11 protein-coding genes and 1 tRNA gene are annotated in these 12,800 nt (G+C 64.0%); 4 read left to right on the forward strand and 8 right to left on the reverse strand.

What is annotated here, in order from left to right; translation table 11 throughout:
* Positions 1–30: 30 nt before the first annotated feature.
* Both cmk and aroA read right to left on the reverse strand, forming a co-directional pair.
* Positions 31–657: a (d)CMP kinase gene (gene cmk, locus IF10I1_RS20360; protein WP_122519051.1), complete on the reverse strand. Its 627-nt coding sequence runs from the start codon at positions 655–657 to the stop codon at positions 31–33.
* Complete coding sequence (gene aroA / locus IF10I1_RS20365) at positions 654–2,009, reverse strand: 3-phosphoshikimate 1-carboxyvinyltransferase (protein ID WP_058898281.1); 1,356 nt, start codon at positions 2,007–2,009, stop codon at positions 654–656. The genes cmk and aroA overlap by 4 nt, the downstream gene beginning before the upstream one ends.
* A gap of 293 nt (positions 2,010–2,302) precedes the next feature.
* On the opposite strand from aroA, the gene IF10I1_RS20370 reads away from it, so the two are divergent.
* The 3 genes from IF10I1_RS20370 (at position 2,303) to IF10I1_RS20380 (ending at position 3,519) form a co-directional block, all read left to right on the forward strand.
* Positions 2,303–2,686 carry a TIGR02300 family protein gene (locus IF10I1_RS20370; protein ID WP_019963733.1) on the forward strand — a complete coding sequence of 128 codons (384 nt, stop codon included), beginning with the start codon at positions 2,303–2,305 and terminating at the stop codon, positions 2,684–2,686.
* 300 nt (positions 2,687–2,986) lie between these two features.
* Positions 2,987–3,062: transfer RNA gene (locus tag IF10I1_RS20375), tRNA-Ala, on the forward strand.
* A 109-nt stretch (positions 3,063–3,171) separates the two neighbouring features.
* On the forward strand, positions 3,172–3,519 hold the full coding sequence (locus IF10I1_RS20380) for a cupin domain-containing protein (RefSeq protein ID WP_186391571.1): 348 nt from the start codon (positions 3,172–3,174) through the stop codon (positions 3,517–3,519).
* Between the two features lie 115 nt (positions 3,520–3,634).
* Here IF10I1_RS20380 and IF10I1_RS20385 read toward each other — a convergent pair whose 3' ends face one another.
* The 6 genes from IF10I1_RS20385 to IF10I1_RS20410 form a co-directional block, all read right to left on the reverse strand.
* On the reverse strand, positions 3,635–4,375 hold the full coding sequence (locus tag IF10I1_RS20385; RefSeq protein ID WP_186391637.1) for a FadR/GntR family transcriptional regulator: 741 nt from the start codon (positions 4,373–4,375) through the stop codon (positions 3,635–3,637).
* A 41-nt stretch (positions 4,376–4,416) separates the two neighbouring features.
* The gene (yjfF, locus tag IF10I1_RS20390) at positions 4,417–5,397 is read right to left on the reverse strand and encodes a galactofuranose ABC transporter, permease protein YjfF (RefSeq protein WP_186391572.1); all 981 of its coding nucleotides are present in this window, start codon (positions 5,395–5,397) and stop codon (positions 4,417–4,419) included.
* Positions 5,394–6,428 carry an ABC transporter permease gene (locus IF10I1_RS20395; RefSeq protein ID WP_186391573.1) on the reverse strand — a complete coding sequence of 345 codons (1,035 nt, stop codon included), beginning with the start codon at positions 6,426–6,428 and terminating at the stop codon, positions 5,394–5,396. The genes yjfF and IF10I1_RS20395 overlap by 4 nt, the downstream gene beginning before the upstream one ends.
* Positions 6,425–7,990 carry a galactofuranose ABC transporter, ATP-binding protein YtfR gene (ytfR, locus tag IF10I1_RS20400; RefSeq protein ID WP_186391574.1) on the reverse strand — a complete coding sequence of 522 codons (1,566 nt, stop codon included), beginning with the start codon at positions 7,988–7,990 and terminating at the stop codon, positions 6,425–6,427. The genes IF10I1_RS20395 and ytfR overlap by 4 nt, the downstream gene beginning before the upstream one ends.
* Before the next feature lie 93 nt (positions 7,991–8,083).
* Positions 8,084–9,046, reverse strand: coding sequence for a galactofuranose ABC transporter, galactofuranose-binding protein YtfQ (ytfQ, locus tag IF10I1_RS20405; RefSeq protein WP_058898287.1), 963 nt, complete (start codon positions 9,044–9,046; stop codon positions 8,084–8,086).
* A 199-nt stretch (positions 9,047–9,245) separates the two neighbouring features.
* On the reverse strand, positions 9,246–10,931 hold the full coding sequence (locus IF10I1_RS20410; RefSeq protein WP_186391575.1) for a Na/Pi cotransporter family protein: 1,686 nt from the start codon (positions 10,929–10,931) through the stop codon (positions 9,246–9,248).
* Positions 10,932–11,405: 474 nt separating this feature from the next.
* Here IF10I1_RS20410 and ugpB point away from each other — a divergent pair, with 474 nt between their 5' ends.
* On the forward strand, positions 11,406–12,737 hold the full coding sequence (ugpB, locus tag IF10I1_RS20415; protein WP_050473393.1) for a sn-glycerol-3-phosphate ABC transporter substrate-binding protein UgpB: 1,332 nt from the start codon (positions 11,406–11,408) through the stop codon (positions 12,735–12,737).
* Positions 12,738–12,800: the final 63 nt, after the last annotated feature.

Genomic DNA, 12,800 nt, shown 5'->3' on the forward strand with positions numbered 1-12,800 from the left:
TGGCCGGGCGGGTCTTTCCGAGGCTCCTGATCAGGATGCCCGGGCGGAGGTGACGATATCCACAGCCGCCTGGAACGCCGTCTCTATACCCATTCCGGTCGTATCTAGCAAGTGCGCACCGTCCGCCTGGCGCAGCGGAGCGACGGTTCTGTTCATGTCCCGCTCGTCCCGGCGCTTCAGATCCTCCAGCACGGAGGCGAATTCCGCCTCCTTGCCCTGCGAGAGGATTTCCGCCGTGCGGCGCCGGGCGCGCGCCTCGGGGGCGGCGGTGACATAGAGCTTCACATCCGCATCCGGGCAGACCACCGTGCCGATGTCGCGCCCGTCCAGAACCGCACCGGGAGGGGTCTGGGCAAAGGCGCGCTGCAGGCGGACGAGTTCATCCCTGAGGCCCGGCAGCACGGCAATGCGTGAGGCGGCCTCGCCAACCTCGTGGGCGGAGAGGGCGCTGCGGTCCATGTGGCCAAGGTCAAGACGCCCGGCAATATCGACGGCCACCTTCTCGTCCCCGAGCGGCAGGCCCTGCGCCAGAAGCGCAGCGGCAACCGCCCGGTAGGTGAGGCCGGTGTCAAGATGCCGCAGGCCGAAATGGGCGGCGAGGCGGCGGGCAAGCGTGCCCTTGCCGGAAGCGGCGGGTCCGTCGATGGCAATGATCATGCGCGCGCGTCCTCCAGTTCGCTGATCTCGGCGCCAAGGCCTGCAAAGAGGCTGGTGAAGGTGGGGAAGCTGGTGGCGATCACCGCCCCGTCGTCCACCGTCACGGCCTTGCCGCTGGCAAGGCCAAGCACGAGGAAGCTCATGGCGATGCGGTGGTCGAGATGGGTGGTCACGATGCCGCCGCCGATGCCGGAGGCGCCGCCCGTCACGGTCAGCTCTGCCTCGCCTTCCTTGCAAGGAATGCCGTTGGCTTCCAGTCCGCGCGCCACAGCGGCCAGACGGTCGGACTCCTTCACGCGCAGCTCTTCAAGGCCGGGCATGTGAGTGTCCCCCTCGGCAAAGGCCGCTGCCACGGCGAGCACCGGATATTCGTCGATCATGGACGGCGCGCGGTTCGCGGGGACGGTGACGCCCTTCAGCTTGCTGGCCCTGACGCGGATGTCGCCCACCCGCTCACCGCCCGCCATGCGCTCGTTCTCGATGGTGATGTCGCCGCCCATCTCGATCAGCGTGGTGATAAGGCCGGTGCGGTGCTCGTTGAGCAGCACGTTTTCCACCGTCACATCGGAGCCCGGTGTGATCAGTGCGGCGACGATCGGGAAGGCGGCAGAGGAGGGATCGCCCGGCACGTCGATGGCCTGCGCCTTCAGTTCCGGACGGCCCTTGAGGCGGATGATGCGGGCACCCTGCTCGTCAATCGTCACGGAGATATCGGCGCCGAAACCGGCGAGCATCTTCTCGGTGTGGTCGCGGGTGGCGATGGGCTCGATCACGACGGTTTCGCCTGGTGTGTTGAGGCCGGCCAGCAGCACCGCCGACTTCACCTGCGCCGAAGGCATCGGCACACGGTAGGTGATCGGCAGCGGCATGTCGGCGCCGCGGATGGACAGCGGCAGCCGGTCCCCGGCGCGGGCGACGACCTGCGTGCCCATCTGGCGCAGCGGATCCAGCACGCGGCCCATCGGGCGGCGGGACAGGGAGGCATCACCCACGAAGGTGGCGGCAATCGGATGGGTGCCGAAGATGCCCATGGTCAGGCGTACGCCGGTGCCGGCATTGCCGAAGTCGATCACGTCTTCCGGCTCCAGCAGGCTGCCGAGGCCAACACCGTCGATGTGATAGGTGCCGTTCTCATCCTTGTGGATGCGTGCACCGGCCGCGCGCATGGCACCGGCGGTGTTCAGCACATCCTCGCCTTCCAGCAGGCCGGTCACGGTGGTGCGGCCGACAGCCAGGGCGCCGAACATCAGCGAGCGGTGCGAGACGGATTTGTCCCCCGGCACGCGGATGCGGCCCGTGAGGGCGGAACCGGCGCGCGAACGCAAGGGGCGGGGCGTCGAAGCGTGAGACATGGTCAATTCCGGAAGTTGCGGAGCCTGAAAAAGTGGTCACTCCTAACACGGGTCCATGCCCCCGTCATCCGCGAGTGCGGGATGGCACGAATTTTTGCTTGCGCAGCGCCTGAGAATGCTTCAGTCAACGAGGCCGGTCATTTGGCTTTGACATGAGGGCGCGCCGCATTTAAGGGCCGCGCCTTGAGCAAGACGGCCCCGGCGTTTGCGGACTGGACAGAGGCGTTCCAGCCCGGAAGTGCCGGAGACAGAATTTTGGACAAACCCTCGAGCACGAACAAAGGGTAAGCACGGTGGCAAAACCTGAACTCGGCACAAAGCGGCTGTGCCCTAGCTGCGGCGCCAAATATTACGACCTGAACCGCAACCCCATCACCTGCCCGAAGTGCGGCACCCTGTTCGACATCGTGTCGAGCAGCCGCGCTGCCAAGGCTTCCCGCGTCGTCCAGCAGGAGGACGAGGACGAGGATGAAGAGGATCTGGTGGCTCCCGAGCTGGTCTCCCTGGAAGAGGCCGATGCCGAGGTCGAGGGCGATATCGTTCCGGATCTGGGCGATGACGACGAAGCGGCCATCGACGATGACGCCGATGACGATGTCTTCATCGAAGACGAGGAAGACGAAGACGAAGCCGTCCCGGGCATCGTTGTCGAGATGGACGACGATACCGACCGCTAAGGCCGGCAGCTGTTGAAAAGGGCATCCGGCAAGCTGCTGCTGCCGGATCCTTATTCTCCAGTCTTCAAGGGGGCGGGGCTGCAGGCCATCGGGGCAACCGGTGCGCCAGGGCCTCGCCCCTTGCTGTTCCGGGCCTTTGCCGGCTCATGGATGCGCAGATTTCTGCGGGGTTTTTCAAGGGGTTGAGTTGTCCACAGGCGGTTTTTGATTTTTCTGGCAAAAGCCTCTTGATCAATTCGAAGACCCCCTCTATAACCCGCCTCCACAGACGCTGGTGACCCAAGCCGGTTCAAAAGTTTCGGGGCCATAGCTCAGTTGGGAGAGCGCTTGAATGGCATTCAAGAGGTCGTCGGTTCGATTCCGATTGGCTCCACCACTTCGAGGGTAACCTCGGCGAGGCAGGTTCAGGAAACTGAACCTGCCTTTTTCGTTTTCCCGTCCTGTGCCATGGTCTGGAACCGTCTCCGGAAATGCAGCGAGGCCGCATGAAGCACTTTCTTCCGCTCGATCTGGATCAGCTGACGCCGGAGCACGATGCACCGGCCCCCGAAAAGGTGATCTCGGGGGACCCGCGCTTCACCACCTGGCTGCTCGAGACCCGCGATGGTGAGCGGCAGTTCACCGGCGCCTGGGAATCAACGCCGGGCGCCTGGCGTGTCTCCTATGATGAATGGGAGTTCTGCACGATCCTGTCCGGCCATTCCCGCCTGACCGATGCGGACGGTTCTGTGCGCGATCTGAAGACCGGCGACAGCTTCATCATCCAGCCCGGCTTTTCCGGCATCTGGGAGGTGATCGAAACCACCCGCAAGCTGTTCGTCATCCGTTTGTGATACCAACTCCCGGTGAGCTTGGCTCACCGGGAGTTGGTCAAGCCCGTGCGGCGCCTGAGCAATCTCAAGGCGAGATGCGTCAGCATCGAAAGCCTTGGCATAAGAGGTTCTGACTTCACGCAGAAGCGTCTGCAGCGTCCTGTCTGGCGCTGGGCAGCACCCGGTCGCGGCCGATGATGATGACGCGCTCCATGGCCTTTGCAGCGGCCTGAGGGTCGCGCTGGCCGATGGCATCGGCAATGGCGCGGTGCGTGCCAGCGGTTTCGGCAAAGCCTTCGCGGCTGCCCGTGGGAGAGCTGAGGCGGAAAATGCTGACGAGGGCCGCGCCGATGAGGCTGCCGACCGAGCTCATGAACGGATTGCGCGAGGCTTCCAGCACGGCCAGATGGAACTTCATGTCGGCTTCGGCGAAGGCGCGGGCGTCTTCCGCGTCGCGCATGGCATCGGTCAGCCGGTGCAGGGTGCGGATGTCATCGTCACTGGCGTTGAGGGCGGCCATGGATGCGGCCGCTGGCTCCAGTGCCAGCCGCACATCGGACAGATGATTGAAGAGGGCGGCATCGACGCCGCCGCTGAAGTGCCAGCTCAGCACATCGCCGTCGAACAGGTTCCAGAACTTGCGGTCGGTGACCTTGGTGCCGATGCGCGCGCGGGCCTGCACCATGCCCTTGGCGGCCAGCGTCTTCATCGCCTCGCGCAGCACGGTGCGCGACACCTGGAAGCGCTCGGCCAGCTCATTGTCACCCGGAAGAACGGCGCCGGAAGGGTATTTCCCTTCCACGATTTCCCGGCCCAGCACATCCACCACGCGCCCATGGCTGTTGCGCGGGGAGAAGTTTGCGATACTGGGCTCCATCACGTTCATGTCCGGTTCCCAAGGCCCTCCGGGGGCCTCCTCTAGCTGGCTTGATGCATGCGCCTGTCCACCCCGCCGGTAAACCAAACCAGGCCCTTCTGCAACAAAATGAAGGCAAAGAGCAGCAATCCGATCACGATCTTGGTCCACCAGCTCGAAAGTGAGCCATCGAAGATGATATAGGTCTGGATCAGGCCCATGATCAGGACCCCGGCAAAAGTTCCCGCCACATAGCCGCTGCCGCCTGTGAGCAGGGTGCCGCCGATGACGACGGCGGCAATCGCGTCCAGCTCCACCCCCACCGCTGCCAGCGAGTAACCGGCCGAAGTGTAGAGCGAAAAGACGATGCCCGCGAGGCCCGACAGGAAGCCGGAAAGGGCATAGACCTGCACCGTGGTGCGGCCCACCGGCACGCCCATCAGCCGGGCCGTCTGCACCCCGCCGCCCAGGGCATAGACATTGGTGCCGAAGCGGGTGCGGTGGGCCAGGAAGATGCCGGCCGCAACGGTCAGCAGCATGATGCCGCCGATCAACGTCAGGCGCCCCTTGCCCGGCAGGCGGATGAACATGTCCTGCAGCGTGCCGTAGAATTCATGGGTGACGGGGATGGATTCGGTCGACAGGACGAAGGCAAGCCCCCGCGCCAGAAACATTCCCGCCAGCGTGACGATGAAGGCCGGCATGGCGAGGGCGTGGATGATGCCGCCCATGGCCGCACCGAAAGCCGATGTCAGCACCAGCACCAATGCGAAAGCCGCCAGCGGATGAATGGATGTGTCGCGCAGCAGCACCGCGAGCAGCACACCGGTGAAGGCGATGACCGAACCTGCGGACAGGTCAATGCCGCCCGAGAGGATGACAAAGGTCATGCCGACGGCGGCAATGCCGAGAAAGGCGTTATCGGTCAGAAGGTTGCCCGCAACACGGGTGGACAGCATGGCCGGATACTGGGTGTAGCAGATGGCATAGGCCAGCACGAAGACGGCGAGCGTGATGAGAAGCGGAAGCTGGCGGGATGTCATGGCTTGGACAGCTCCCTCTTGGCTGGTCTTTCCGGCTGGCGGCGCAACACGGTGAAAAGGCTCTGGATGGCAGGCGACTGGATCAGCAGGATCACGATGATGATGCTGGCCTTGATCACCAGATTGAATTCCGGCGGAAAGCCGGAGATCAGAATGCCGGTGTTGATCGACTGGATAATGAGTGCGCCAAGGGCGGTGCCGAACAGGGTGAAGCGCCCGCCGAGCAGCGAGGTGCCGCCGATGACGACGGCGAGAATGGCGTCCAGCTCCAGCCACAGCCCGGCATTGTTGGCATCGGCGCCGCGGATATCGGCGGCGGCGATGATGCCTGCCACCGCTGCGGCAAGGCCGGAGATCATGTAGACGGCGACGATCAGCACCCCGGCATTGACACCGGCGAGGCTGCTGGCGCGGCGGTTGATGCCGACGGCCTCGATGAGAAGGCCAAGGGCGGTGCGGCGCACCAGAAGAGCTGCAATGAGGGCGGCCGCCAGCCACAGCACAACCGGCATGGGCAGGCCGAAGAGCGAGCCGCTGCCGACAAAGATCAGCCCCTCGTGGGTGAAGGTGAGGATGGTGCCTTCGGTGATGAGCTGGGCAATGCCGCGCCCGGCGACCATAAGGATGAGCGTGGCAATGATCGGCTGGATGTTCAGCAGCGCAACGAGAATGCCGTTCCACAGCCCGCAGGCCAGACCAATCCCAAGGGCAACGGTGATGGCCGCCACGGCGCTGCCGCTGCTGGCCACCGTTGCCGCCGCCGCCGCGCCGCAAATCGCCATGACGGCGCCCACCGACAGGTCGATGCCGCGCGTGGCGATGACCAGCGTCATGCCGATGGCGAGCAGGGCCACCGGTGCGCCGCGGTTGAGAATGTCGATCAGGCTGCCGTAGAGCCGCCCGTTGGCAATGCCGATGTCGAGAAAGCCGGGAAACAGCAGGGTGTTCAGCGTCAGCACCACGGCGAGGGTGATCAGCTGCGGGGCAAAGCGACGGAAAAAGCCGCCTGCGGCCTCGAGGAAGGGCTTCATTCGGCTGCTCCTCTGGCCTGGTCCTGAGCGGGCACATGTCCATGTCCGGCCTCTGCGATGGCCTGCATCACCTTGTGCGGGGTCACGTCCTCTCCTGTCAGTTCGGCCACATGCGCCCGGTCGCGCACCACGATCACCCGGTGGCTGTAGACCACCAGTTCCTCCAGTTCGGAGGAAATCACCAGCAGCGACATGCCCTTGGCGCAAAGATCCTCGATCAGGCGGATGATTTCCGCATGGGCGCCCACGTCGATGCCGCGCGTCGGCTCGTCGAGGATGAGGAACTTGGGATTGAGCGCCAGCCAGCGGGCCAGAAGCGCCTTCTGCTGGTTGCCGCCGGAAAGCTGGCCGATGGGCTTTTCCCGGCTGGTGGTGCGGATATCGAGCGCCTTGATGTATTTGTCGGCGAGCGCCACCTGCTCCTTGCGCGGCACGGGCCGCATCCAGCCGCGCCGCGCCTGCAGCGCAAGGGCAATGTTCTCGCGGATCGAAAGCTCGGCGATGATGCCGTCATGCTTGCGGTCTTCCGGGCAGAAGGCAAAGCCTTCGGCAATGGCCTGACGCGGCGAGCCGAGTTTCAACACCCGCCCATCCATCCGTGCCTCGCCCGTATCGGCGGGGGGGGCGCCGAACAGAACTTCGGCGGTTTCCGTGCGGCCGGAGCCGAGCAGGCCCGCCATGCCCACCACTTCACCCGGATGGACCGCGAGGTCGAAGGGGGCAACATGACCCTTGCGGCCGAACTGGCGGAACTGCAGCGCAGCTTCGCCTTCCGGTGCCGTGTGAACGGCCCGCTCCCGCGTTTCGGCCTCCAGATCGCGGCCCAGCATCAGGGCCACCAGATCAAGGCGCGGCAGCCCCAGGGCGGCACGGGTGGCGACCTTGCGGCCATTGCGCAGGATCGTCACCGTGTCGCAGATTTCGTAGACCTGATCGAGGAAGTGGGAAATGAAGACGATGCCGAGGCCGCGCGCCTTGAGGCCGCGCACCACGTTGAACAGCATCTCCACTTCCTGGGTGTCGAGGCTGGCGGTGGGCTCGTCCAGGATCAGCACCTTGCCGGAGAGATCCGCCGCACGGGCGATGGCGATGATCTGCTGCACGGCGACCGGATAGGCCGACAGGCTGCGCCGCACGTCGATATCAAGGCCGTAGCCGGCCAGCAGCACCTTGGCGCGTGCTTCCATCTCGCGGGTGTGGACCATGCCGAAGCGCATGGGCTGGCGGCCGAGAAAGAGGTTTTCGGCCACCGTCAGGTTACCGAGGAGATTGACCTCCTGATAGACGGTGCCGATGCCCATGGTCTGGGCGTCCAGCGTGTCGCGCGGGTCGATCCTGCGGCCTTCCAGCAGGATGTCGCCCCGGTCGCGCCGGTAGGCGCCGGTCAGGCATTTCACCAGCGTGGATTTGCCCGCGCCATTCTCGCCGAGCAGGGCATGCACCTCGCCCGCCTGCAGGGTGAAATCCACGTTGTCGAGGGCGAGCGCGCCGGGAAAGGATTTGGTGATGCCGGTGGCCTGCAGCAGATGCTGCGGCCCGGCGTGGAAAGATCTGTCTGTCACGGCGCTGCTCCGCAGGCATTGCCCGCCGCAAGGGCGGTCTGAAGCTGGAGGACCGGCAGGAGGGTGTCTGCCGGTCCCCCGATCAGGACCGGCTCAGTAGCCGAGGTCCTTCTTCTCTTCGTAGACCTTCTGCGGGTCGTCAGCCTTGGTGTAGAGCTTCGATTCCGTCTGGATGAACTTTGCAGGCAAAGTGCCGTCCTTGCGGAAGGCTTCCAGCGCGTCGAAGGCGGGGCCTGCCATGTTCGGCGTCAGTTCCACCGTGGCATTGGCTTCACCGGCGGCCATGGCGAGGAAAATATCCGGCACGGCGTCGATGGAGACGACGAGAATGTCGGTGCCCGGCTTCAGGCCTGCTTCCTTGATGGCCTGAATGGCGCCGACAGCCATGTCGTCATTGTGGGCATAAAGCGCACAGATGTTCTTGCCGCCGTTTTCCGCCTTGAGGAAGCTTTCCATGACTTCCTTGCCCTTGGTGCGGGTGAAGTCGCCGGTCTGGCTGCGGATGATCTTCAGGTTGTCATGCCCGGCCAGCGCCTGCTCGAAGCCCTTCTTGCGGTCGATGGCGGGGGATGAGCCGGTCGTGCCCTGCAGCTCCACCACGTTGCACGGCTTGCCGTTCACTTCCTTGACCAGCCATTCGCCGGCGACGGAGCCTTCATGCACCAGATCGGACCCCACGGCCGTCAGGTACAGGTCCTTGTCGCTGTCGACCATGCGGTCGAGAAGGATCACCGGAATTTCCGCTTCCTTGGCTTCCTTCAGCACCGCGTCCCAGCCGGTGGCGACGACAGGTGCGAGCAGGATGGCATCCACGCCCTGTGCGATGAAGGAGCGCAGCGCCTTGATCTGGTTTTCCTGCTTCTGCTGGGCATCGGCGAACTTCAGGTCGATGCCGCGCTGTTCCGCCTGCTGGCGGGTCAGGGTCGTCTCGGCGGCGCGCCAGCCGGATTCAGATCCGATCTGCGAAAAGCCGACCGTCAGCGCCATGGCTGAGGTGGAGGCAAGCGCGACCGTTGCGAGCATCGTCATGCCCGCCAGAGCTGTCTTCAATTTCATTGGTTCCTCCCAGAACACGAATGGCCGTGGCCGGAAATCAAAAAATCATACTATATTATTATTGTAAAGATGGTGTTTGAGTCCTGATGCAACATTGCATTGTGCATGTGCGAAAGCGCGCAGCGCCGGATGCCCGAATGATGCAGATAAAATTTTGAAATATATGAGAATTTTTCGGAGCAGAGAGGCCTGAATTTTCTCAGGCCGTCTGCTCCTGCATCTGGCTGCTGCGCCCGGCGAGGCGGCTTTCGAGGATCAGGCCCTGTTCGGCGAGGATAGGATGGGCGACGGTGACCAGCAAGGAGTTGATCTCCTTGAAGGCCCGCACCAGCTCCAGATGCATGTTCGAGGTCGCCATGCTGGCCGGATTGCCGGTCTGCAGCCGCTTCAGGTGGCGGTTCTGGCTGTCGCGCTCCAGTTTGCGCAGGACTTCCTTCTCACGCATCAACTGCTCGGCTGAATCGATGTCGGCGGATATCAGCACATTCATCGCCATCTGCATGTTGGCCAGAACCCGCTCGTGCAGGCGGGTGATCTCGGCCCAGCCTTCGTCGGAGAAGCGCAAGCCCAGCCGGTTGCGCTCCTCGGCCAGCGGCAGCAGCATCTTGGCGATGATGTCGCCGATATGCTCCAGGTTGATGGCAAAGTCGGTCAGCTCGATGCTGCGCCGGGCATCTTCCTGCTTCAGCTCGCCCCGGTTCACCTCGGCAATGAACAGCTTGATCTCGGTGTGCCGCCGGTTGACCTCCTCATCAAGGGCGCGCAGCGCGGCAATCTGGCCGTCCTGCGCCCCGGCCAGAAGGTCGATGACTGGCCGGTACATCTGTTCCACCGTTTCGCCCATCAGCAGCAGCTCGCGTTTGGCCGAAGCCAGGGCAAGGCTGGGGATCCTGACGGTCGAGCGGTCCAGCGCGGAGCGCGGGCGCGTCTGCACCGGGTCCGCCACCACCGGCGGACGGGGCAGAATCAGCGCCGTCAGAGCCTGCATCGGCCCGGTAAAGGGCAGCGCCAGCACCAGCAGAACGGCATTGAACAGCACATGGGCGTTGACGATGCGGCTTTCCGGGGCAGCGCCGAGCCAGTCCAGCGGCGGGCTGGCCATCCAAAGCGTGAGCAGCACGGCGGCAGACCCGGCCGCACGAAATACAAGGTTGCCCATGGGGATGCGGCGCGCCTCGATGCTGAGCCCGCGCGTCAGCCACACGGCAATCAGGCCTGCGCCCATATTGGCACCCAGAACCATCGGCAGGGCCGCATTGAACGGCAGCAGGCCCGCGCCGGCAAGGCTGGCGATCAGCAGCACCATGGCGACAGAGGAATGCATGGCCCAGGTCAGCAATGCGGCCAGGGCGAAGGCGGTGAGCGGGTCGCCCTGCAGATAGGTGATCACCGCCGGCAATGCCTCGCTGTGGCGCAGGGGCGCGGTCGCCTCACCGATCATCTTCAGCGACAGCAGCACGAAGCCGATGCCCAGAATGATGCGGCCCAGCTGGCGCACCTGCCGGGCTTCAAACTTGAGGAACAGCACGCAGCCTGTCAGCAGCAGCAGCGGAATGAGCTCGGAGAGATCGAAGGCCAGAATGCGCACCACCAGCGCAGACCCAAGGTCCGCCCCCAGAAGCGCAGCGAGCCCCATGGAGGCACCCAGCAACCCGCTGGCGGCAAAGCCCGCGGCCAGCACGCCCACGGCCGTGGAGCTTTGCAGCAGGATGGCCAGAACCATGCCGGCGAACGCCATGCCGAAGCGCCCGCCCTTTGCCTGCCTCAGCGCATCGCGCAGAGCAGGCCCATGCGCCCGCTCCATACCGGTGCGCACCATCCGGACAGCCCAGAGCAGAAGCATGACGGCCGCAGCCAGATGCAGGATGACGAGAAAGGGATGCATGGCGGCTCCAAGAATAGCCCGTCAAACGGGAAGGCTGATTGTATACGCACTGCACAACCTGTTGTTCCTTCATACGCCCGAATGATGCAAATGATAAGGCGGAGAAGGAAAAATGCCGCTGAAACGCGCCATTTTGACATCAAAAAGAAAATAAGCTGGCAAAATTAATGAGACTTGGCAAGGGCGATGCCTGTGGTGCGGCGCTGCCGTGGTGATTTGGCGCTCAGGGTTGCATGTCTTTATGCCCCTTCGGGAGGAGGGGGCCGGACATGGCCGTTGTCCTGTTCAAGGAACTGTCGTACAACGTTCATATGAGCGACATATGCCGTTCATATGAACATAATAAGAAGCGCGGGGACAAACACAGACTGCAGCCGGAAAGCCCGTCTTTCAGGCCCGGTTCGAGTGTTCCAAGCGCTGTGTGGAGCCGGACCCGTGGAGCGGGGCGGTTCCTTGTTAGGGAGCAGAAAACCAATGGCTAAGCGTCATATCGCAGCCGGCCTCTTTGCCGCTGCCGCCCTCATGGGCACCACTTCCGTTTCGTTCGCTGCCACGGAAATCACCTGGTGGCACGCCATGGGCGGTGAACTGGGCCAGAAGCTTGAAGATATCGCCACCAAGTACAACGCCACCCAGAGCGAGTACAAGGTTGTCCCGACCTACAAGGGCAGCTACGCCGAGACCATGACGGCCGCCATCGCCGCCTTCCGCGCCGGCCAGCAGCCGCACATCGTTCAGGTGTTCGAAGTCGGCACCGGCACCATGATGGCCGCCAAGGGCGCCGTCTATCCGGTCTACCAGCTGATGGCTGACGCTGGCGAAGCCTTTGATCCGAAGGCCTTCCTGCCGGCCGTCGTCGGCTACTACACCGACACGGACGGCAACATGCTGTCCATGCCGTTCAACTCCTCCACCCCGGTGCTCTATTACAACAAGGACGTCTTCGAGAAGGCTGGCCTTGATCCGGAAACCCCGCCGAAGACCTGGGAAGAGCTTGAGAGCTTCTCCAAGAAGATCATGGAATCCGGCGCTGCCAAGTGCGGCTTCACCACGGCCTGGGTTTCCTGGGCGCAGACCGAAAACTTCTCTGCCTGGCACAACCTGCCGATCGGCACCCTGGAAAACGGCTTCGGCGGCCTCGGCACCGAGCTGACGCTGAACGGCGAGACCCAGGCCCGTCACTGGGGCAACCTGAAGAAGTGGCAGGACGAGGGCATCTTCCAGTACGGCGGCCCGGCCGGCGGCAACGACGCCCCCCCGAAGTTCTACTCGCAGGAATGCGCCATCTACATGAACTCCTCGGCTGCCCGCGCCGCCGTGAACGCAAACGCCAAGGACTTCAAGGTCGGCGTTGGCATGCTGCCCTATTACAGCGACGTTCAGGGCGCTCCGCAGAACTCGATCATCGGCGGCGCCACCCTGTGGGTGCTGCAGGGCAAGCAGGCTGAGGAATACAAGGGCGTAGCCTCCTTCTTCAGCTACCTGTCCTCCGCTGAAGTTCAGGCTGAATGGCACCAGGCCACCGGTTACCTGCCGATCACGCAGGCTGCCTATGACCTGTCCACGGAACAGGGCTACTACGAGAAGAACCCGGGCGCTGACGTCTCCATCAAGCAGATGACGCTGAATGCCCCGACCGCTAACTCCAAGGGCCTGCGCTTCGGCAACTACGTCCAGATTCGTGCGATCATCGACGAAGAGTTCGAGCAGCTGCTCAGCGGTTCGAAGACCTCGCAGCAGGCTCTCGATGACCTCGTCAAGCGCGGTAATGCGCTGATCCGCGAGTTCGAAGCAGCCAACAAGTAAGCCGGAAACGGCAAGCAAGCCCGCGCTTCCCGCGCGGGCTTGCTTCTTTTTGCGTTCAGGGTG

This window comes from Pannonibacter sp. I15F10I1 (assembly GCF_900185665.1).
In the GTDB taxonomy this organism is placed as follows: Bacteria; Pseudomonadota; Alphaproteobacteria; order Rhizobiales; family Stappiaceae; genus Pannonibacter; species Pannonibacter indicus.